Source organism: Micromonospora yangpuensis (assembly GCF_900091615.1).
Lineage (GTDB): Bacteria > Actinomycetota > Actinomycetes > Mycobacteriales > Micromonosporaceae > Micromonospora > Micromonospora yangpuensis.
In genome coordinates this window covers 2,120,096-2,141,092 of sequence record NZ_FMIA01000002.1, presented here as the reverse complement: position 1 = coordinate 2,141,092, position 20,997 = coordinate 2,120,096, and the positions used below count along the sequence as shown (strand labels likewise).

20 protein-coding genes are annotated in these 20,997 nt (G+C 73.5%); 9 read left to right on the top strand and 11 right to left on the bottom strand.

The features are described 5' to 3' along the window. The first annotated feature begins 131 nt into the window (after window positions 1–131). Window positions 132–425: a hypothetical protein gene (locus GA0070617_RS09855; protein ID WP_139135628.1), complete on the top strand. Its 294-nt coding sequence runs from the start codon at window positions 132–134 to the stop codon at window positions 423–425. Between the two features lie 17 nt (window positions 426–442). On the opposite strand, the gene ligD is transcribed toward GA0070617_RS09855, so the two are convergent. After that, a complete protein-coding gene (gene ligD / locus GA0070617_RS09850) occupies window positions 443–1,525 on the bottom strand; it encodes a non-homologous end-joining DNA ligase (protein WP_091435689.1) in 1,083 nt (360 codons plus the stop codon). 47 nt (window positions 1,526–1,572) lie between these two features. Between ligD and msrB the strand changes: the two genes are divergently transcribed. Further along, on the top strand, window positions 1,573–1,983 hold the full coding sequence (msrB, locus tag GA0070617_RS09845; RefSeq protein WP_091435687.1) for a peptide-methionine (R)-S-oxide reductase MsrB: 411 nt from the start codon (window positions 1,573–1,575) through the stop codon (window positions 1,981–1,983). 18 nt (window positions 1,984–2,001) lie between these two features. Here the strand turns inward: msrB and GA0070617_RS09840 are convergent, their stop codons facing one another. After that, window positions 2,002–2,277 carry an isoamylase early set domain-containing protein gene (locus GA0070617_RS09840; RefSeq protein ID WP_091435684.1) on the bottom strand — a complete coding sequence of 92 codons (276 nt, stop codon included), beginning with the start codon at window positions 2,275–2,277 and terminating at the stop codon, window positions 2,002–2,004. Between the two features lie 150 nt (window positions 2,278–2,427). On the opposite strand from GA0070617_RS09840, the gene GA0070617_RS09835 reads away from it, so the two are divergent. The 3 genes from GA0070617_RS09835 to GA0070617_RS09825 all read left to right on the top strand — a co-directional run bounded on the left by GA0070617_RS09835 (window position 2,428) and on the right by GA0070617_RS09825 (window position 4,539). Further along, complete coding sequence (locus GA0070617_RS09835) at window positions 2,428–2,688, top strand: Prokaryotic metallothionein (RefSeq protein ID WP_091435681.1); 261 nt, start codon at window positions 2,428–2,430, stop codon at window positions 2,686–2,688. Between the two features lie 179 nt (window positions 2,689–2,867). Continuing rightward, window positions 2,868–3,299, top strand: a complete 432-nt coding sequence (locus GA0070617_RS09830; protein WP_091446181.1) for a GNAT family N-acetyltransferase — start codon at window positions 2,868–2,870, stop codon at window positions 3,297–3,299. A 163-nt stretch (window positions 3,300–3,462) separates the two neighbouring features. Further along, window positions 3,463–4,539, top strand: coding sequence for a lytic polysaccharide monooxygenase auxiliary activity family 9 protein (locus GA0070617_RS09825; protein WP_091435674.1), 1,077 nt, complete (start codon window positions 3,463–3,465; stop codon window positions 4,537–4,539). A gap of 143 nt (window positions 4,540–4,682) precedes the next feature. Here GA0070617_RS09825 and hemQ read toward each other — a convergent pair whose 3' ends face one another. From hemQ to hemE, 3 genes are read right to left on the bottom strand one after another with little or no spacing between them, the layout of a single operon-like run. Beyond that, complete coding sequence (gene hemQ / locus GA0070617_RS09820; RefSeq protein ID WP_091435673.1) at window positions 4,683–5,384, bottom strand: hydrogen peroxide-dependent heme synthase; 702 nt, start codon at window positions 5,382–5,384, stop codon at window positions 4,683–4,685. After that, window positions 5,381–6,793, bottom strand: a complete 1,413-nt coding sequence (gene hemG, locus GA0070617_RS09815; protein ID WP_091435672.1) for a protoporphyrinogen oxidase — start codon at window positions 6,791–6,793, stop codon at window positions 5,381–5,383. The genes hemQ and hemG overlap by 4 nt, the downstream gene beginning before the upstream one ends. 2 nt (window positions 6,794–6,795) lie before the next feature. Further along, the gene (gene hemE, locus GA0070617_RS09810) at window positions 6,796–7,893 is read right to left on the bottom strand and encodes a uroporphyrinogen decarboxylase (protein WP_091435671.1); all 1,098 of its coding nucleotides are present in this window, start codon (window positions 7,891–7,893) and stop codon (window positions 6,796–6,798) included. 211 nt (window positions 7,894–8,104) lie between these two features. Between hemE and GA0070617_RS09805 the strand changes: the two genes are divergently transcribed. Continuing rightward, entirely contained in the window at window positions 8,105–8,677 is a 573-nt protein-coding gene (locus GA0070617_RS09805; RefSeq protein ID WP_091435670.1) for a DUF3000 domain-containing protein, read from the top strand. A gap of 214 nt (window positions 8,678–8,891) precedes the next feature. On the opposite strand, the gene GA0070617_RS31415 is transcribed toward GA0070617_RS09805, so the two are convergent. Continuing rightward, window positions 8,892–9,338 carry a hypothetical protein gene (locus GA0070617_RS31415; protein ID WP_229688617.1) on the bottom strand — a complete coding sequence of 149 codons (447 nt, stop codon included), beginning with the start codon at window positions 9,336–9,338 and terminating at the stop codon, window positions 8,892–8,894. Window positions 9,339–9,983: 645 nt separating this feature from the next. After that, window positions 9,984–11,111 carry a S1C family serine protease gene (locus tag GA0070617_RS09795; protein ID WP_373868424.1) on the bottom strand — a complete coding sequence of 376 codons (1,128 nt, stop codon included), beginning with the start codon at window positions 11,109–11,111 and terminating at the stop codon, window positions 9,984–9,986. A gap of 589 nt (window positions 11,112–11,700) precedes the next feature. Between GA0070617_RS09795 and GA0070617_RS09790 the strand changes: the two genes are divergently transcribed. From GA0070617_RS09790 to GA0070617_RS09780, 3 genes are read left to right on the top strand one after another with little or no spacing between them, the layout of a single operon-like run. Next, on the top strand, window positions 11,701–13,017 hold the full coding sequence (locus tag GA0070617_RS09790; protein WP_091435667.1) for a ribonuclease D: 1,317 nt from the start codon (window positions 11,701–11,703) through the stop codon (window positions 13,015–13,017). A gap of 57 nt (window positions 13,018–13,074) precedes the next feature. Further along, window positions 13,075–14,328 carry a thiolase family protein gene (locus GA0070617_RS09785; RefSeq protein WP_229688616.1) on the top strand — a complete coding sequence of 418 codons (1,254 nt, stop codon included), beginning with the start codon at window positions 13,075–13,077 and terminating at the stop codon, window positions 14,326–14,328. Beyond that, on the top strand, window positions 14,325–16,427 hold the full coding sequence (locus GA0070617_RS09780; protein WP_091435666.1) for a 3-hydroxyacyl-CoA dehydrogenase NAD-binding domain-containing protein: 2,103 nt from the start codon (window positions 14,325–14,327) through the stop codon (window positions 16,425–16,427). The genes GA0070617_RS09785 and GA0070617_RS09780 overlap by 4 nt, the downstream gene beginning before the upstream one ends. 64 nt (window positions 16,428–16,491) lie before the next feature. Here GA0070617_RS09780 and GA0070617_RS09775 read toward each other — a convergent pair whose 3' ends face one another. From GA0070617_RS09775 to GA0070617_RS09760, 4 genes are all read right to left on the bottom strand, one after another. Beyond that, complete coding sequence (locus tag GA0070617_RS09775) at window positions 16,492–17,601, bottom strand: AEC family transporter (protein ID WP_091435665.1); 1,110 nt, start codon at window positions 17,599–17,601, stop codon at window positions 16,492–16,494. A gap of 76 nt (window positions 17,602–17,677) precedes the next feature. Next, the gene (locus GA0070617_RS09770; protein WP_091435664.1) at window positions 17,678–18,826 is read right to left on the bottom strand and encodes a sensor histidine kinase; all 1,149 of its coding nucleotides are present in this window, start codon (window positions 18,824–18,826) and stop codon (window positions 17,678–17,680) included. Next, a complete protein-coding gene (locus tag GA0070617_RS09765) occupies window positions 18,823–19,491 on the bottom strand; it encodes a response regulator transcription factor (protein WP_091446179.1) in 669 nt (222 codons plus the stop codon). The genes GA0070617_RS09770 and GA0070617_RS09765 overlap by 4 nt, the downstream gene beginning before the upstream one ends. 33 nt (window positions 19,492–19,524) lie before the next feature. Continuing rightward, a complete protein-coding gene (locus GA0070617_RS09760; RefSeq protein ID WP_091435663.1) occupies window positions 19,525–20,835 on the bottom strand; it encodes an outer membrane protein assembly factor BamB family protein in 1,311 nt (436 codons plus the stop codon). Between the last annotated feature and the right edge of the window lie 162 nt (window positions 20,836–20,997).

Genomic DNA, 20,997 nt, shown 5'->3' with positions numbered 1-20,997 from the left:
TCGATGACCAGGAAGACCGGGTACGCCGGGGAAAAGGTTCGCGCCCGTTACGTGATCGTTACCGGCTGATCGGTTCCGGTCGGGCAGCGCAGTCGGGAAGCCGCTGGCCGGGACCTGGTTGAATCCCGGGGATGGAACTCATCCTGTCGTCGACCGCCCTCGTCCTCGGCCTCGTCCTGCTGCTCGCCAGCCGGGGATCGAAGCCCAGCCCCCGCCAGGCGTACCGGCTGAGCGAGATCGAGCGGAAGCTCCAGTTGGTGATGGACCACCTGGGTGTGGTCGACAACCGGCCGATCGTGCCGGGCGTCCGCGAGCACCTGGACCGGGGCGAGAAGATCAAGGCGATCAAGGCCTATCGGGAGGCCACCGGCGCCGACCTGCGCACCGCCAAGGAGGCCGTCGAGGCGCTGATGCCCCGCAGCTGACCCGGGGCTCATGGTTTTCAGCTGGTGGATGGCCTGGCGCGGCTGGGTTGGACGCGCTTGGGCTCGCCGGGCATCTTCGGGTGGTCCGGCGGATAAGGCAGGTCGCCCCGACCGTCGGTGTCGTCCCGGTCGGCCCACTCCAGCAGCTCGGTGATGTCCCACGGGGCGTCGTCGATGCCCGAGTGCGGGTCGCCCCGTTCGGCCAGCCGGGCCGGGACAGTGCGCAGGTCGAAGTCGTCCGGGTCCACGTCGGGCAACTCGGCCCAGTCGACCGGGGTGGAGACGGTGGCGCGGGCGGTGGCCCGCAGCGAGTACGCGCAAGCGATCGTGCGGTCCCGCGCCATCTGGTTGTAGTCGACGAAGACCCGCTCGCCCCGCTCCTCCTTCCACCAGGCGGTGGTGACCAGGTCCGGTCGGCGGCGCTCGACCTCCCGGGCCAGCGCGATGGTCGCCCGACGCACCTCGGTGAACGTCCAGCGGGGTGCGATACGCAGGTAGACGTGGACGCCCCGACCACCGGAGGTCTTCGGCCAGCCGGTCGCGCCCAGCTCGTCGAGGATCGCCCGGACCTCCCCGGCGGCGGTGACCGCGTCGGCGAAGTCGGTGCCGGGCTGCGGGTCGAGGTCGATGCGCAACTCGTCGGGACGGTCGACGTCGGCCGAGCGCACCGGCCAGGGGTGGAACACGACGGTGCCCATCTGCGCTGCCCAGGCCACATGGGCCAGGTCGACCGGGCAGAGCTCGTCGGCACTGCGACCGCTCGGAAAGCTGATCGTGGTGGTGGCCAGCCAGGGCGGCACGCCCCGGGCCGGCACCCGTTTCTGGAAGAACGCCTCCCCCTCGATGCCGTCGGGGAAGCGTTGCAGGGTGGTGGGCCGGTCGCGCAGGGCACGCATGATGCCCTCGCCGACGGCGAGGTAGTAGTGGAAGACGTCAGCCTTGGTGAAACCGCGCTGCGGAAAGATCACCCGGTCCGGGCTGCTCAGCCGGACATCGTGCCCGGCCACCTCGAGCAGCTCCGCCGCCGCCTTCCGCCCGCCCGCCCTGGCACTGCCGCTGTCCGTGGATCTGCCGGTGCCTGTGGCCCTGGTAGCCCCCATGGCGCGACCATATGCCATGCCACCGACAGTCGGCGTACCGTTGACGGGTGAGTCTTGACGAGAGCGAACTGCCCCGTACCGAGGACGAGTGGCGGGTCCGGCTGAGCCCGGAGGAGTTCCGGGTCCTGCGCGAGGCCGGCACCGAACGCCCGTGGACCGGCGAGTACGTCGACACCAAGACCCCGGGTGTCTACCACTGCCGGGCCTGCGGAGCGCAGCTCTTTCCCAGCGACACCAAGTTCGACTCGCACTGCGGCTGGCCGAGTTTCGACGACGCCCTGCCCGGTGCGGTCAAGGAGATCGACGACCACAGCCTCGGGATGACCCGTACCGAGATCCGCTGTGCCCGCTGTGACAGCCACCTGGGCCACGTCTTCCGGGGCGAGGGCTTCACCCCGAAGGACACCCGGCACTGCGTGAACTCGGTCTCCATCCGGTTGGAGCCGAGCCAGGGCTGACCGGGTGGGTCGGCACCGTCAGAGGCGGAGCCGGCCGCCCTGGTCGTCCAGTTCGTCGGCGTACTCGTCGTCGAGCCAGACGCCGCCGGTGGCCAGGTAACGGAACCGGTGCTCTCCCGGGCCGAGCTTCACCGTGACGGTACGGGTGCCGTCACGGCGCGGGACCAGTTCGTGTCGGCCCGGTGCCCAGTCGTTGAAGCTGCCGACCACGCTTACCGTGCCGGCCGGCGTCTCCCGGGGCAGGCAGAAGGTCACCCGAGTCTGGTTGCCGAACAGCTTGCTGCGCTTGATCATGTGATCCTCCGCGGGGTACGCCGTCACCCGGCCTAACGCCCGACCCACCGACGGCGACGCGCCGCCCTCCGGAGGGCACTTGGGGCGTTTGTTCCCCATCGGCCCCGGACCGGGCGCAGGCTGGACGAAACGACTGCGACGGGGGTTCCGATGGCGACCTGTGAGGTCTGCGGCAACGACTACTGGATGGCCTTCGAGGTCCGGACGGTCAGCGGCGACGTGCACACCTTCGACAGCTTCGAATGCGCCGTACACCGGCTGGCGCCGATCTGTGAGCACTGCCAGATCCGGATCGTCGGGCACGGGGTGGAGGTGTCCGGGCGGTTCTTCTGCTGCGGTCACTGTGCCCGCAGCGAGGAGGGCGCCCGGGGCGCCGAGATCCGCGACGCGGTCGGGGCCCGGCCCGCCTGATCCGTCCCCACCAACGCCGCCCCCCGCGCCGGCCCCGCCGTCGGGCACCCCTCAGGCCGCCGTCGGCCACGCGCCAGGCCACCGTCGGCCACGCGTTAGGAAGGGACCCCTGTACAACAGAAAGCGATAACAGGGGGCCCTTCCTTACTGGGTAGTGTGGGCGGGTGGGGTCGGGGGGTATCGAGGTTCGGGTGGCGTCGTTCGCCGAGTTGGATCCGCGTACGTTCCACGACCTGCTGAGGCTGCGGATCGACGTGTTCGTGGTGGAGCAGGCCTGCCCGTACCCGGAACTGGACGGCCGGGACGTCGAGCCGGGCACCCGCCACCTGTGGCTGGGCCGGGCCGGTGGGGTGCTGGCGTACCTGCGGATTCTGGCCGAGTCCGACGGCACGGCCCGGATCGGACGGGTGGTGGTGGCCCCCTACGAGCGTGGCCGTGGGTTGGCCGACCGGTTGGTGACCGAGGCGCTGCGGGTGGTCGGTGACCGGCCGAGCGAGTTGCACGCGCAGTCGCACCTGACCGGCTGGTACCGCCGGTACGGGTTCACCGTCGCCGGTCCGGAGTACGTCGAGGACGGCATCCCGCACGTGCCGATGCGCCGCCCGGGCTGACCGAGCAGCTCCGATCACCCCCCTCAGATTGACTCTCGCCAATACATATGCCACTCTGCGAGGCAGTAGCGGTGTGGGAGCCGTACGACGTGGCACGGGACGAGGGCAACTCCCGGCCGTCCGGACGTAACGACGACCGATCTCTCTCCTGGGGGCTCAACCCATGTCCATCATCTCCCGATCACGACGCATCCCGCTGGTGGGCGGGCTGCTCGCCACCGGCGCGGCGGCCGTGTTGCTGCTGACCACCGTGCTGGCTGTCCCCGCGTCCGCCCACGGTTCCGTGGTCGACCCGGCCTCGCGCAACTACGGCTGCTGGCAGCGGTGGGGCAGCGACTTCCAGAACCCGAACATGGCCACCCAGGACCCGATGTGCTGGCAGGCCTGGCAGGACAACCCGAACGCCATGTGGAACTGGAACGGCCTGTTCCGCGAGGGCGTCGCCGGCAACCACCAGGGTGCGATCCCCAACGGGCAGCTGTGCAGCGGCGGCCGGACCGAGAACGGCCGGTACCGCTCCCTGGACACGCCGGGCGCCTGGCGGACGACGAACGTCGCCAACAACTTCCGGGTCCGCTTCTTCGACCAGGCCAGCCACGGCGCCGACTACATCCGGGTGTACGTCACCAAGCAGGGCTTCAACGCGTTGAGTTCGCCGCTGCGTTGGGAGGACCTGGAGTTGGCCGGCCAGATCGGCAACACCCCGGCCTCGCAGTGGACGCCGACCACCGGCGGCGTGCAGATCGACATCCCGACGAACGCCCCGGGGCGCACCGGCCGGCACATCGTCTACACCATCTGGCAGGCCAGCCACACCGACCAGTCCTACTACCTGTGCAGCGACGTGAACTTCGGCGGCAGCAACCCGACCACGCCGCCCACCACCCCACCCACGACGCCGCCGACCACCCCACCGACCACCCCGCCGGGTGGCTCGGCCGGCTGCACCGCCACCTACCGGAGCACCGGTCAGTGGTCGGGCGGCTTCCAGGGTGAGGTCCAGGTCACCGCCGGCAGCACGGCGATCAAGGGCTGGACGGTGACCTGGACGTTCCCCAGCGGCCAGCAGATCACCAGTTCCTGGAACGCCACGGTGACCAGCAGCGGATCCACCGTGACCGCCCGCAACGCCGGCTACAACGGCGCCCTGGCCGCCGGCGGCACCACCAGCTTCGGCTTCACCGGCTCGACCACCGGCACCCCCGCCGCACCCACCCCCACCTGTACCGCCACCGCCTGATCCGGTAACCGCACCGGGGTCGGACCCGAGTCGATCGGATCCGACCCCGGTGCGTTGCTGTCGGCGTGGACGCCACCTGAGGGCAAGCGCCGGGGCTAGCCGGCGGTGCGGACAAGCGCCGGGGCCAGCCGGCGGCAGGGGGCTCAGACCAGGCTGGCCACGATCTCGGCGACCGGACGGCGGCGGCCGGTGTAGAAGGGGATCTCCTCCCGGACGTGCCGGCGGGCCCGCGAGGCCCGCAGTTCCCGCATCAGGTCGACGATGCGGTGCAGTTCGTCGGCCTCGAAGGCGAGCATCCACTCGTAGTCGCCGAGGGCGAACGAGGCGACCGTGTTGGCCCGTACGTCCGGGTAGTCCCGGGCCATCCTGCCGTGCTCGGCGAGCAGTTCCCGGCGCTCGGCCTCCGGCAGCAGGTACCACTCGTAGGAGCGGACGAACGGGTAGACGCAGAGGTAGTCACGGGGCTGCTCGTCGGCGAGGAACGCCGGGATGTGACTGCGGTTGAACTCCGCCGGCCGGTGCAGCGCCAGCTGCGACCAGACCGGGGTCATCGCCCGCCCCAGGGTGGTCCGCCGGAACCGCTGGTAGGCGTCCTGCAGGTCGTCGCTGGAGGCGGAGTGCCACCAGATCATCAGGTCGGCGTCGGCGCGCAGCCCGGAGACGTCGTAGGTGCCCCGGATCGTGACGTCCTTGCCGGCCAGCTCCGCGAAGAGCGACTCGACCTCGCCGACGACGTTCTCCCGCAGTGACGGCAGCGGGCTGCTGGCCCGGTACACCGACCACATGGTGTAGCGGATACGCGCGTTCAGCTCCCGCAGCCGCGCCGCGTTGGTCTGCTCGGTCATGGTGACCCCGTTCCTCCCAGTGCGGTGATGATCTCCTCGGCCGCCGTCTCGCCGGAGCGGACGCAGACCGGGATGCCGACCCCGTCGTAGCCGGCCCCGGCCAGGGCCAGCGTCGGATGTGCCGCGCGCAGCGCCGTACGGGCACCGGCCAGCCGGGCCGCGTGTCCCGGGGTGTACTGCGGCAGCGCCCCACCCCAGCGTTGCACGTGACCGGCGACCGGGGCCGGCAGCGCGGTGTCGAGCACCGCGGACAACTCCCGGTGCACGGTCGCCGCCAGATCCTCGTCGGGGCGCTGCAGGTCGGCCTCCTGCCCGTACCGGCCCACCGAGGCGCGGACCAGGGCGAGCCCGTCCGGCCGGCGCAGGTGCCCCCACTTGGTGGTGAAGAACGTCGCCGCCTTGACCAGCAGCCCCTCGGTGCCGGGCACCAGGAAACCGGAGAGCGTGGGCAGCGTCGGTTCGGGCAGCGCCAGGGTGACCAGCGCGACGCTTGCGTAGTCCAGCCCGCCGACGGTCCCGGCCACCTGCGGGGCCACCCCGGCGAGCAGCCGGGCCGCCGGCCGGGCCGGCACCGCCAGCACCACCGCGTCGGCCGCCACCCACTCCGGATCGCGGGTCGGGCCCACGGTCAGCCGCCAACCGGTGGCGGTCGGGATCAGCTCCCGTACCGTCGCGTCACGACGCAACCTCGCCCCGCTGGCGGTCGCCGCCGCCTCGACCAGCCGGCTCAGCCCACCGGCCAGGGTGCCGAAGACCGGCGCACCGGGGGCGCGGGGCGCCGCCGCCTGGGCGGCCCGGACCGCGCCGGTGAGCGTGTGTTCCCGGCGGGCGGCCCGGGCCAGCGCCGGCATCGTGGTCACCAGGGACAGGTCGTCGGCCCGACCGGCGTACACCCCACCGAGCATCGGGTCGACCAGCCGGTCCACCACCTCGTCGCCGAGCCGGCGGCGCACCAGCGCCCCGACCGCGACGTCCGCCCCCTCGGCCAGCAGCGGGTGGCCCTCGTCGCGGTCGGCCGCCGCGTCCGGCCGGGCCACCGTCGCCACCGCCGCCAGATCCCCGGGTACGCCCACCAGCGTGCCGCCGGGGACCGGACGCAACCCACCGTCGACGGCCAGCGCGGCCTGCCCGACCGTCGGGTGCACGATCTCCCCGGCCAGGTCGAGCCGGCGCAGCAACGCCACCGCCGCCGACTCGCCACCGGCCGGGTCCCGCATCAGGAACGACTCGGCACCGAACTCCACCGGCTGACCGGCCAGTTCACCGGTGCGCAGCTTCCCGCCGAACGCGCCGGACCGCTCGTACACGGTGATCTCGGTGCCGGCCGGGGCGCGGTCGCGCAACCGGAGCGCGGCGGCCAGCCCGGCGATCCCGCCGCCGACCACCGCCACCCGCCAGGGCCGCCGCATCGTCAGCGACCCTGGTCGACCCGGCCCGCGCTGACCTCGTGCACCAGCGCGACCACCCGGGTCAGCACGTCGGGATCCGTCTCCGGCAGCACCCCGTGGCCCAGGTTGAACACGTGCCCGGGAGCCGCCCGGCCCTGCTCCAGGATCCGCCGCACCTCGGCCTCCACCACCGGCCAGGGGGCGAACAGCACGGTCGGATCCAGGTTGCCCTGCACCGCCCGCTCGGCGCCGATCCGGCCGGTGGCGATGTCCAGCGGGGTACGCCAGTCCACGCCCACCACGTCCGCGCCGGCCTCGCCCATCGCCCCGAGCAGCTCGGCGGTGCCCACCCCGAAGTGGATCCGGGGCAGCCCGGTGTCGGCCAGCCCGGCCAGGACCTTCGACGAGTGCGGCAGCACGAACCGACGGTAGTCGGCCTCCGACAACGCGCCGGCCCACGAGTCGAACAGCTGCACCGCGGAGACCCCGGCGGCGGCCTGCACCCGCAGGAACTCCAGGGTGACCTCGGCCAGCCGGCCGCAGAGCGCGTGCCAGAGGTCCGGGTCGCCGTACATCAGCGCCTTGGTCTTGGCGTGGGTCCGCGACGGCCCGCCCTCGACCAGGTAGCTGGCCAGGGTGAAGGGCGCGCCGGCGAAGCCGATCAACGGCGTGTCGCCCAGCTCGGCGACGAGCAACCGGACCGCCTCGTCCACGTACGACACGTCGGCCACCGTGATCGGCCGGATCCGCTCGACGTCGGCGGCCGTCCGCACCGGCTCGGCGACCACCGGACCGGTGCCCGGCACGATGTCCAGCTCGACGCCGGCCGCGGCGACCGGCACCACGATGTCGCTGAACAGGATCGCCGCGTCCACCCCGTGCCGGCGTACCGGCTGAAGGGTGATCTCGGTGACCAGGTCGGGCCGGCGGCAGGACTCCAGCATCGCCACGTTCGCCCGGATCGCCCGGTACTCCGGCAGGGAACGTCCGGCCTGACGCATGAACCAGACAGGCGTGTGCGGGACCGGCTGGCGGCGGCAGGCCCGGACGAACGGCGAATCGGTCGTAGCCGGGCGGGGTTCTCGGTCTCGGGCGTCGGCGCCCGTGGCGGTGGTGGTCATCCCCCCCATCGTCCCACCCCCACCCCCAGTGCAAGGAAGGGCCCCTTGTTAACGCTTACGGTATAGCGGGGTCCCCTTCTCACCCCCTCGCCGACGACGAGCCCGAAGCGGGGCGGGGCCGCCGGGAGGGGCGGGGCCGGGACAGGTCACGGTGGGCTTGACCCGGCGTGCCATCCGGGCGGCCGGACGGCGGGCGACATAGGCTGCCGGCATGGCCCCCCCGCTCGCGTACCCGGAGACCTTCGCCCGCGCGGTCGCCGGACTGCGGTCGGCCACCCCCCGGGCCGAGATCGTGCTCGAGGAGGTGGGGGCACCCCAGCGCCTGGCCCCGTACGCCTTCGCGCTCTCGGCCACCGTGTTCCGCGACGGCGACGAGGTGGGCACCGGCCGGCTGATCCTGCTCCACGACCCGGCCGGACACGAGGCCTGGCAGGGCAGCCTCCGCCTGGTCACCTACGTGACCGCCGACCTGGAGGCCGAACTGGCCGCCGACCCGCTGTTGCCCGGGGTGGGCTGGACCTGGCTTACCGACGCGCTGGACGCGCAGGACGCCCGGCACCGCGCCCTCGGCGGGACCGTCACCCAGACCATGTCGACCCGGTTCGGTGAGCTGGCCGGGCCGCCCGCCGGCGGCGACATCGAGATCCGGGCCTCCTGGACCCCGCTCGGGGAGGACCTCCTGCCGCACCTGATGGCCTGGTGCACCCTGCTCGCCTCGACCGCCGGCCTGCCGCCGCCCGGGGTGACCGCACTACCGCAGCGCCGCGCGGCCGGCACCGCCTGACCGGCCACGCCCCCGGCCGGGCGGGATGCCCGCGGCGTGCGCCGCCGGCCGGGCGGGTGTCGGGCCGGTGTGCGCCGCCCGGAAGGGGGGCGTCCGTCCGCGCCGTCTTGATCGACTCGGTTGTGGCGGAATGGCGGTGTCCGGGGCCGGTCGATGCCGCCACCTCAGCCCAACCGAGTCGATCAGCACCGGTGGGCGGTGCCGGTGACCGGTGTCAGAGGTACCGTTCCGCCTCGTCACAGATCTGGTCCATGCCCTGGGTTGCCCGGCTGAACCCGGACTGGTCGTTGCGGGCCGCCGCGTTGAGGGCGGTGGTGAGCTTGTCCAGACAGTTGGCGATGACCCGCTTCTGCCGGGCCTGTTCGTCCCGGTCGTTGCGGGTGCCGGTGAGGTCCTGCTCGGTGTCGGCCAGCTTGTCCCGCGCGGTCTTCAGCTCGCCGTTGAGCTTCTCCATGTCCTTCTTACGCTGGTCAAGGTCCGTGGAGGTCGCGGTGAGCCGCTGCTCGGTACGGTCAAGTTCGTTGCCCTTGACGACGAAGAGCCCGGTCATCACCCCGCCGAAGACGAAGAGCAGGCCGGCCACGACGGCCAACACCGGCACGGCCCGACCACGCCGGGCCGGTGCGGCCGGCACCCCGTACGGCCCCGGCGGAGCGGACATCGGTGACCCGTACGGCGGTGGCCCGGACATCGGTGGGCCGGACATCGGTGGGCCGGACATCGGTGGCCCATAGCCCGGCACCCCGGGCTGCGCCGCCCCGTAGCCAGGCGGACCGGACTGCGGCGGACCGGACATCGGCGCCCCGGACTGCGGCGGGCCGGACTGCGGCGGGCCGTAGCCAGGCGGACCGGACTGCGGCGGGCCGTAGCCAGGCGGGCCGGACTGCGGCGAGCCCGGCTGCGGCGGACCGTAGCTCGCCGCTCCGTAGCCAGGCGGACCGGACTGCGGTGGGCCGGACATCGGCGCTCCGGACATCGGTGCTCCGGACTGCGGTGGGTGGTACGGCGCGGCGGGCTGGTCGGAAACGGGGGGCGGCTCGGACGGCGGGCCGGCATCGGGTGCTCTGCCGTAGACGGCGCCTCGGGGCGGCTGCGGACCGGGAGGCGGTTCCTGGGGGTGCCCCTGCGGCCCGAGCGGTGGTTGGGTCAACTCTTCCTCCAGAGGGTGGGTCCCTACGGGGTCACGGCGGTCCGGAAAAGCCTGGCGGCGGCCGGCCCGGACCGGGCCCACCCGCTGCCAGAGCCCGGTCGCGGGACGCCACGCGGTGGCGCCCCGTCCGGTACCGCGGGTACGACGGCCGACCGCTCAGCAGATGTCGAAGGCGTCACAGGCCGTCTTGATCGGTACGGCGAGGCCGATGCCCTCGGCATCGCGCGCCTTGGCCGTGGCGATGCCGACGACCTCCTTCGCCCCGTTGATCACCGGGCCGCCGGAGTTGCCCGGGTTGATCGGGGCGTCGAACTGTACGACCGGCCCGGATCTGCCGTCGGCCTCGCGGAAGGCGCTGACCACGCCCGTGGTCACGCTGTCCTCCAGCCCGAGCGGTGCGCCGACGACGACGATCTGCTGACCGGACCGGACCGGCTCGGTCGCCGCCACCAGCCCGGCGAACGTGCCGGTGGTACGCAGGTGGGCCACGTCGTTGGTCCGGTCCACGTCGACGATGGTGGCCGGGAACCGCTGGTCGGTGCGTTCCAGGAAGACCTGCCGACCGCCGCTCTCCCAGAGCGCCTCGACCACGTGGAAGTTGGTGAACAGGTTCGCTCCGCCACCGGCGGCCGGCTTGCCGACGGCGAAGGCCGTACCGGTGGCCGGGCCGGCCCGGACCCGGAAGACGCTGGGCAGCACGGCGGTCGCGATGGTCTCCGGGTTGAAGGTCTGCCGCTCCAGGTCCTCCGCCCGCGCCTCCAGACTGTCGAGCCGGGTGTCGGCACTGCCCCGTCCCTCGGCCTGGCTGCGGTCCAGCTCACCGAGCCGGCCGGTGAGCCCGTGAATCTGGTACGCCTGCCACCCGGTCAGCGCGACCAGCACGACGACCAGCGCCAGCGCGACGACGGCCAGCTTGCCGCCCCGGGGCCGTGGGGGCGCGGGCGCTCCACCCGGCCAGGGCTGGACCGGCCCAGCCGAGCCGACCGGCCCACCGGGTCCGAACGGTCCACCGGGTCCGAACGGTCCACCCGAGCCGACCGGCCCACCCGGGCCGCCGGGTCCGACCGGCCCGCCCGAGCCGGGCGTCGGCGTACCGCTGGTGGGTGCCGCACCGGGCCACGACCCGGCAGCCGGCGGCGCGGCCCAACCGGACCGGGGGGCCGGCACCGGCGAATGGCCCGGCGACGGGTGCCCCTGGGCCGACCCGGCCGGTGGCCGACTGGGTACGGCGGGCGCCGGATAGCCCTGACCAGGGGCCGAAGGCGGCCGTCCGGGGCCTGGCACGGCGGCCTGACCCGGGGCAGACGACCAGCTGGCGGGGGTGGCCGGAGCGGGAGCGGCGGCGGTACCCGAAGCGGACGGCCAGCCGACGCCCGGCGCAGCCGGCGGGCGCGGCGGGTAGCCACGGGGCGGTTCGAAGCGGGGTGGTAACGGCCCGGGCCGGGTCGAGCGCTCCGGAGAGCCCGACTCCTCGCCGTGTCCCGGCCCGTCATCAGCCGGGTAACCAGCCGTCATCGCCACGCCCTCCCCATCGACGCGAAGTGCGCCGCCCCGGAAATCCGCGCCGGGGAGGCGGCCCGATGGACCGTACCCGCGCGGTCGGTGTTTGTCTCTCCGCCCTCCGAGCCTGTCATCCGGGGTCAAGTACCCAGCGGCACCCCGGGGCATCCCACCTCCCGACGCTGAGCCACCGACACAGGCCGGGCCACCGACACAGGCCGGCCCAGCTGCGCAGGCCGGGCCGCCCACACACACCGGGCCAGCTGCGCACGCGGGCCGCCCACACACGCCGGGCCGCCCACACACGCCGGGCCGTCGACACACGCCGGGCCGGCTGCGCACGGTGCTTCACGTCGCGCACTAGGGTTGTCAGGTGACCGACGAACCACCCCTGCACCGTCGGGCCGCCGAAAGTCGTCCGGAAAACGAACCGCCCCAGCCGTCCGCCCCGGCGGTCGACGGGGACGGCGTCCCGGACTCCGGCGGTCCCGTGCCCCTGACCGCCCCGCGTGACGGCACCCCGGAGCCGGTGGCCACCCCGGAGGAGCTCGCCGAGGTGGTGGCCCGTTTCGCCGCCGGCAGCGGGCCGATCGCGCTGGACGCCGAGCGTGCCTCCGGATACCGCTACAGCCAGCGGGCGTACCTCGTGCAGTTGCGCCGCGCCGGTGCCGGCACGGCCCTGATCGACCCGTTACCGCTGGGCGACCTGAGCAGCCTGGACGCGGTGATCGGCGAGGCCGAGTGGGTGCTGCACGCCGCCAACCAGGATCTGCCCTGCCTGGCGGAGGTGGGGTTGCGCCCACGCCGGCTCTTCGACACGGAACTGGCCGCCCGGCTGGCTGGGTTCGAGCGGGTCGGCCTGGCCGCGCTGACCGAACAGCTGCTCGGCTACACCCTGGAGAAGCACCACTCGGCGGCGGACTGGTCGAGCCGACCGTTGCCGGAGTCGTGGTTGACCTACGCCGCGCTGGACGTGGAGATGCTCACCGACCTGCGTGACGCCCTCGACGCGGAGCTGCGGCGGCAGGGCAAGTCGGCGTGGGCCGCCGAGGAGTTCGCCGCGCTGGTCCTGGCCGGCACCCGGCCGCCCCGGGTCCGGGCGGAGCCGTGGCGGCGTACCTCCGGCATCCACCGGGTGCGCGGCGCCCGGGCGCAGGCCCGGGTCCGCTCGCTGTGGTACGCCCGGGACCAGATCGCGGCGCGCCGGGACGCGGCGCCGGGGCGGGTGTTGCCGGACTCGGCGATCGTCGCCGCCGCCGAGCTGGACCCCAGGGACGAGAAGACGCTGCTGACCCTGCCCGGTTTCGGCGGGCGGTCGGTACGCCGGTTGGCCCGGACCTGGCTCGCCGCGCTGGACGAGGCCCGGCAGCTGCCCGACACGCAGCTGCCGGTGAGTCCGACGGTGGAGGGGCCCCCGCCGCCGCACCGCTGGGCGGAGCGGGACCCGGTGGCGGCGGCCCGGTTGGCCCGGTGCCGCGAGGTGGTCGTCCGGATCGCCGGTGAGCACCGCCTCCCGCCGGAGAACCTGATCACCCCGGACTCGGTACGCCGGCTGGCCTGGCAGCCGCCCGTGGAGATCACCGAGGCCGCCGTGACGGAGTTCCTGCGGGGCGTCGGTGCCCGGGAGTGGCAACTGGATCTTCTCGTGCCGGTCCTCACACCCGCGCTGGAAACCCCGGCTCAGGGGTGACGCCGATGGTTACCGACGAGTAGCATCCGAGGAAACGCCCCGGCAAGGAGGCTCCAAGTGCCCCGTGAAGTCCGCGATGTCGTCTTCGTCGACGGCGTCCGCACCCCGTTCGGCAAGGCGGGCGGCATGTACGCCGACACCCGCGCCGACGACCTGGTGATCCGCTGCATCCGCGAGCTGCTGCGCCGCAACCCGCAGCTGCCCCCGGACCGGGTGGAGGAGGTGGCCATCGCCGCCACCACCCAGATCGGCGACCAGGGCCTGACCATCGGCCGCACCGCCGCCCTGCTGTCCGGCCTGCCCAGGACGGTGCCCGGCTTCGCCATCGACCGGATGTGCGCGGGCGCGATGACCGCGGTGACCACCGTCGCCGGGGGCATCGCCATGGGCGCGTACGACGTGGCGATCGCCGGGGGCGTCGAACACATGGGCCGGCACCCGATGGGCGAGGGGGTCGACCCCAACCCGCGGATCGTCGCCGAGAAACTCGTCGACCCGTCCGCCCTGGTCATGGGGGCCACCGCGGAGAACCTGCACGACCGGGTCCCGCACATCACCAAGGCCCGCACCGACGCGTTCGCGCTGGCCTCGCAGCAGAAGACCGCCAAGGCGTACGCCAACGGCAAGCTGCAGGACGACCTGGTGCCGGTCGCGATCCGCGACCAGGAGCAGGGCTGGGGCCTGGCCACCGTCGACGAGGCGCCCCGGGACACCTCGCTGGAGAAGCTCGCCGGCCTCAAGACCCCGTTCCGCCCGCACGGCAAGGTCACCGCGGGCAACGCGGCCGGTCTCAACGACGGGGCCACCGCCAGCCTGATCGCCGCCGAGACCACCGCCCGCGAGCTGGGCCTGCCGATCGCCATGCGGCTGGTGTCGTACGGCTTCGTCGGCGTGGAGCCCGAGGTGATGGGGGTCGGCCCGATCCCGTCGACCGAGAAGGCGCTGCGCATCGCCGGCCTGACCATCGACGACATCGGCCTGTTCGAGCTGAACGAGGCGTTCGCCGTGCAGGTGCTCGCCTTCCTCGACCACTTCGGCATCGCCGACGACGACCCCCGGGTCAACCAGTGGGGCGGCGCGATCGCCATCGGCCACCCGCTGGCCTCCTCCGGGGTACGACTGATGACCCAGCTGGCCCGGCAGTTCGCCGAGCATCCCGAGGTCCGCTACGGGCTCACCGCGATGTGCATCGGCATCGGCATGGGCGGAACGGTGATCTGGGAGAACCCGCACTGGACGGGATCAGACGGGTCCGCACAACGGACGGCGTCCGACGCATCCGCGCAGCGGGAGGGTGGAGACCACAAGTGAGCGCACTCGTCGCACCGAACGAGGTCGTCACCAGGGCGTTGCTGCGGCACGTCGACGTGCCGGGGCTGGACCGTCGGGCCGCCCTGATCACCCTGGACAACGGCCACGACCACACCAAGCCCAACACCTTCGGGCCGGCCGGGCTGGCCAGCCTGGACGAGGCGATCAGCGCCGCCCTCGCGGCGGACCCGGCGTTCGTCGCGATCACCGGCAAGCCGTACATCTTCTCGGTCGGGGCCGACCTCGTCGGCCTGCCGGCGCTGGCGGACCGGGACCAGGCGCTGGAGATCGGTCGGCTCGGGCACCGGATCTTCGCCCGGCTCCGGGACAGCCCGGTGCCCACCTTCGCCTTCGTCAACGGCGCGGCGATGGGCGGCGGCCTGGAGCTGGCCCTGCACTGCCACTACCGCACGCTCTCCGGCGGCGCGACGGCGCTGGCCCTGCCGGAGGTCTTCCTCGGTCTGGTCCCCGGCTGGGGCGGCACCCAGCTCCTGCCGAACCTGGTCGGCATCCCGGCCGCCACCCAGGTGATCCTGCAGAACCCGCTGACCCAGAACAAGATGCTCAAGCCGAAGCAGGCCGCCGAGATGGGCCTCGCGGACGTGCTGCTGGAGCCGGCGGACTTCCTGGAGCGTTCCCTGCTGTGGGCGGCCGACGTCGTCTCCGGCCGGGTCACCGTGACCCGCCCCGAGGTCGACAGGGACATGTGGGCCGGCGTGCTGTACTTCGCCCGGCAGACCCTCGACCAGCGGCTGCACGGCGCGGTGCCGGCGGCGTACCGGGCGTTGGACCTGTTGGAGACGGCGAAGGACGCGGACTTCGCCACCGGCACCGCCGCCGAGGACGAGGCGCTTGCCGACCTGATCTTCTCCGAGGAGCTGCGCAGCGGCCTGTACGCCTTCGACCTGGTCCAGCGGCGGGCCAAGCGCCCGGCCGGCGCGCCGGACAAGGGGCTGGCCCGGCCGGTGACCAAGGTCGGCATCGTCGGCGCCGGTCTGATGGCCGGCCAGCTCGCGCTGCTGTTCGCCCGCCGCCTCCAGGTACCGGTCGTGCTGACCGACCTGGACCAGGCCCGGGTCGAGGCCGGCGTGGCCTACGTACACAGCCAGATCGAGAAGCAGGTAACCCGGGGCCGCTTGGACAAGGGCACCGCCGCCAAGATGTACGGCCTGGTCAGCGGCGCGACAACGGCAGAGGCCTTCGCTGCCTCGACTCCGGGTCAGCGCACTTCGTTCGCTGACTGTGACTTCGTCATCGAGGCCGTCTTCGAGGACCTGTCGGTCAAGAAGCAGGTCTGGGCCGAGCTGGAGAAGATCGTCTCCCCGGAGGCGGTGCTGGCGACGAACACCTCGTCGCTGTCGGTCACCGCGATGGCCGCCGACCTGGAGCATCCGCAGCGGCTGGTCGGGTTCCACTTCTTCAACCCGGTAGCCGTGCTGCCGCTGCTGGAGATCGTCCGGGGCGAACGCACCGACGACGCCACCCTGGCCACCGCGTTCGCGGTCGGCAGGCAGCTCAAGAAGTCCTCGGTGCTGGTCTCCGACGCCCCGGCGTTCGTGGTCAACCGCCTGCTCACCCGGTTCCTCGGTACGGTCTTCGCCGCCGTCGACGCCGGTACGCCGCTGGAGGTGGCCAACAACGCGCTGGACCCGTTGGGCCTGCCGATGCGCCCCCTGGCGCTGCTCCAGCTCGTCGGCCCGGCGGTGGCCCACCACGTGGCCGGCACCCTGCACGAGGCGTTCCCGGACCGGTTCACCGTCAGCGGGAACCTCAAGCGCATCGCCGACAGCGGTCAGCCGATCGTGGTCGACGACGAGATCAACGCGGAGGTGGCGAAGCTGCTGGTCGTCGGTGACCAGCCGTTGACCGCCGAGCAGGTACGCCAGAACGCCCTCGACGCACTGGCCGAGGAGATCCGGCTGATGCTCGACGAGGGGGTCGTCGCCGAGGCGCAGGACATCGACCTGTGCCTGATCCTCGGGGCCGGCTGGCCGTTCCACCTGGGCGGCATCACGCCGTACCTGGACCGGACCGGCACCAGCGAGCGGGTCACCGGCCGGCGGTTCCTGCCGCCCGGCGCGGCGAGCCTGCCCGGCTGATCCTCGGTGGGGGTGGTCCCGGCCGTCGGTCGGGACCACCCCCACCACCCGGGCCGGCTCCCGGTCAGCCGAGCCACCAGGCGATCGCGGCCAGCGTGGCCATCGACAGGGCCGTACTGGTGATGACGGCGCGTCGGGCCAGCGAGGCACCCTGGCCGTACTCCCGGGCGTAGATGTAGGTGTTCTGGGCCGCCGGCAGTGCGGCGCAGACCACGAGGGCGAGCAGCCGCGTGCCGTCCAGCCCGGCCAGGGTGCCGATCGCCCAGGCCAGCGCCGGCTGGACCAGCAACTTGAGCCCACCGCAGAGCGCGACCTGGGCACCCTCCCCGGCGCGACCGGCACCCCGGGTGGTCAGGGACAACCCCAGGGTTACCAGCGCTGCCGGCACCGCCGCCGCGCCCAGCAGCGCCACCGGTTCGGCCACCAGTGCGGGTACCCGCCAGTCCAGTCCGGAGCAGAGCGCGCCGAGGGTCAGCCCGGCCAGGACCGGGTTACGCAACGGCAGGCTGACCAGTCGCCCCGGGCGCAGCCGCCGCCCCGTCCCCCGGTCGAGCAGGACGAGGATCACCGGGGTGACCACCAGCACCTGGAACAGCAGCACCTCGGTCAGGAACGCCGCGCTGCCCAGCACCTGCAACACCACGGGGATGCCCAGGTTGGCGGCGTTGACGTAGCCGGCGGCCATCGCCGCGATGGTCCGCTCCCCCACGCCCGACCCCGCCGCGGCCCACTGCCCCTCCCCGCCTGGACCCGCCGCGGCCCACTGCCCCTCCCCGCCGGGACCCGCCGCAGCCTGCTGCCCGTCCCCGCCGGGGCCGGCCGTGGCCCGCTGCCCGTCCCCGCCGGACTCCGCACCTCCGCGCCGTCGGCGGACCCACCCCGCCCGGCCGAACCAGCGGCCCCGCCCCACACCGCCGAAACGGCGTAGGACGGGGCCGCTCAACCCGAACCCGAGGGCCATGGTCAGCACCGTGCTGGCGGCGAACGCGCCGAGCGCACGGGCGTCGAAGGTGAGCGGGCTACGGGACAGGGCGGTGAAGAGCGCGGCCGGCATGGCCAGGTGGAAGACGAAGGCGCCGAGCACCCGGTCGGCATCGCCGCCCAGCAACCGGTACCGGCCGGCCAGCCAGCCGAAGCCGGTCAACAACCAGATCGGCACGAAGGCGGCGAGCACGGCAGCAGCCTATGGGTAGGTGGAGATGTGAGCGGGGCACCCTTCTCTACCGAATGCGTTAGGAAGGGGCCCTTCCTTACTCGGAGGGGGCGGGGAGGTTGACGGTTACCTCGAGGCCGCCGCCGGGCTGGGCGAACACCCGGACGGTGCCGTGGTGGGCGTCGCAGACCGCCCGGACGATGGAGAGCCCCAGGCCGGAGCCGCGGGCCCCGGTACGCTCCCGACCGCCGCGCCGGAACGGCTCGAACAGTCCCGGCACGTCGGCCTGGTCGACCTCGAAGCCGGTGTTGCCCACCACCAACCAGGAGCGGTGGCCGTCGGAGCCGGTCCGCACCCAGACCCGCCCGTGCAGGTGGTTGTAGCGGACCGCGTTCTCGATCAGGTTGCCGGCCAGCCGGTCCAGCAGGCCGGGGTCGCCGACCACCGGGGCCGGCTCCAGCGTGGTGGTGACCCGCAGCCCGATCCGGTCCACCTCCCGGCGTACCGCGGACAGCGCGTTGGCCGTGCCGTCGGCCAGGTCGCACTCGGTGCGGCGGCCGAGCGGCCGGGCGGCCTGTGCCTCGCTGCGGGCCAGCACCAGCAGCGCGTCGACCAGGCCGTTGGCCCGTTCGGAGGCGTCCCGGACCACGGTCGCCATCCGGCGGTACTCGGCGATGTCCGCCTCGTCGTCGCTGAGTGTCACGTCGATCTCGGTACGCATCACCGCCAGCGGTGTCCGCAGTTCGTGCGAGGCGTTGGCGACGAACCGCTTCTGCGCCTCGAACGACTCGGCCAACCGGTCCAGCATCGCGTCGAACGTCTTGGCCAGCTCCGCCACCTCGTCGTCCGCGCCCGAGTAGCCGATCCGCTGGTCCAGGGTGGCCTCGCCGAGCAGCTGCGCGGTCGAGGTCACCTGTTGCAGTGGACGTAACGCCCGCCCGGCCACCGCGTACGCCCCGGCGACCCCGACCACGCTGATCACCACCAGCGCCACGAGCCCCTTGACCAGCAGCTCCCGGGAGGCCGCGTCGGCCAGCTGGAGCTGCCACTGGGCGGCGTCGAGCACCCGGCCGTCGGCCAGCACCACCGTGCTGCCCGGGGCCAGCTCGTCGATCGGGCGTACCCCGTCGCGGACCAGCAGCCAGGCCAGCAGCACCAGGATCGTGCCGGCGCCGACCAGCAGCACCCCGTTGAGCAGGGTCAACCGCAGTCGCAGGGTGGGCCGCAACCGGGGCCGGGCGGTCACGCCCCGCCCCCGGCGGTGCGGTAACCGGCACCGACGACCGTCTCGATCAGCGGCGGGTCGCCCAGCTTGCGGCGCAGCGTCATCACGGTCACCCGGACGATGGTGGTGAACGGGTCGGTGTTGGCGTCCCAGACCCGTTCCAGCAGCTCCTCGCTGGAGACCACCGCGCCGCGCGCCTTGAGCAGCTCGAAGAGCACGCCGAACTCCTTGTTGGTCAGCTCCAGCGGCGCACCGGCCCGGGTGACCACCCGGCGGGCCGGGTCGAGCATCAGGTCGGCCAGCTCGAAGACCGGCGGTGCCGCCGGGGTGGCCCGCCGCCCCAGCGCCTGCACCCGGGCCACCAGTTCGTCGAAGGCGAACGGCTTCGGCAGGTAGTCGTCCGCGCCGAGCTGCAGCCCCTCGACCCGGTCGGCGACCGTGCCGCTGGCGGTCAGCATCAGCACCCGGGTCAACGCGCCGGAGGCGGCCAGCTCGGCGCAGATCTGGTCGCCGTGCACGCCGGGCAGGTCCCGGTCGAGGACGATCACGTCGTACCGGGTGACGAAGGCCGCCTCGTGGCCGCTGTCGCCGTCGTAGGCGACGTCCACCGCCATGCCACGCTTGCGCAACCCCCGCGCGATCGCGTCGGCGAGGTTCCGCTCGTCCTCCACCACCAGCACCCGCATCCCGGCCTCCTCCACCTGCGACCCGGCCCCAACCTAGTGCCGGGTCGCCACCGCCCGACGCAGGGCCCACACCCCGAAACCGTCCTGGGTACGGCAGAGCAGCCGGTCCGCCTCGGCCTGGCAGTCCCGGTCCGCCCCGGGCAGGATGTCGAGCAACCGGACCTCGGCGGCGGCGACGTCCAGCTCGGCCACCAGCAGCCCCCGCTCACCGGCGGGGCGGACCAGCAGCGGGGCGTACGGCGTGTTGGACCGGCCAGCCGCCGGCTGCCACGGCCCGACCCTGCCCAGCACCCGGCCGGTGGCGGCGTCCAGTACCCCGTAGCTGTTCGGGTCGGCGACGCGGGAGCCGGCGACGGCCATCACGAAGAGCCGGTTCCCCAGCTCCTGCCAGACCCACCAGTCCTCGCTCTGCCACCGGATGCGGCCGGTGTCGCGTTCCAGCACCGATATCGGGCGGTTGCGCTGGAAGGCGCAGAACATCGCCGGACCACAGGAGACGAAGTACTCCACCCGGGGGAAGGAGCCGGTCCAGCGCACGTCGAGCCGGTCCAGCCCGTACGCGGTGACCGAGCCGGTGCTGCCCTGGCTGGCCAGCACCACGTCGTCGATCACCGAGACGGACGGCGGCGCGGGATCGGCGACGACGGGCCTGCTTACCAGAACGGCCCCGGTGTCGGCGGAGCGGACCTCGATCCGCCCGTCGTCGGTGGTCAGCACCACCCGCTCGATCCGGTCGGCCCGGAAGGTGAGGGCGGCCCCGTCCAGGCCGACCGGCAGCACCCAGATCGGCCGCCCGGTGGCCACCTCCACCACCCGGATCTGGCCGTCGGCGCCGCGGCCCCCGGTGAGCAGCAGGTTGCCGCCGGTGGTCAGGCTGCCGCTGCCCGGCTGCCGCCAGCGCCGCGCTCCGGTCACGGCGTCGAGGACCACCGTGGTGCCGCTGCGTTCGCCGAACCCGGCGGCGATGACCAGCCCGTCGCGTACCACGACGTCGAAGAGCCGGAGCAGGTCCGGCACCTGCGTCTGCCACAGCATTCGCGGCCGGTCGGCGGGACGGTCCACCGCGGGCAGTGCCCAGGCGGTCAACCGGGGGTCGCCACCGGTCTCCGCGCTCTGTCGTTCGAACACGAAGAGCCGGTCGTCGACGAGCGCCGCGGTGGCCCCGACCGAGGCGGGCAGGATGCTGGACACCCGCTGCGGTCGTGGGACGGCGGCGGCCAGCGTACCCAGCGTCAACACCAACACCAGCAGGCACCGCAGCGCGCGTCGGGGTGGTCGGGTCCGGTCGGCGACCGGCGGCGGGGCGTCGTCGGGCCGTATCTCGCCCAGATCGATGACGGACAACGGACGTCCCTCCCGCCCACCGGCCCGACCGGTTCCGGACGGGTCCGCCTGTACGATGGCCCGTCGTGGCTGTGCCGGTGGTAGACCCCTCGACGAACTCTCCGACCAGACCCGCCGAAGGCGGATCGAAGACAACCGATGCCGAAGGCGGATCCGACAAGA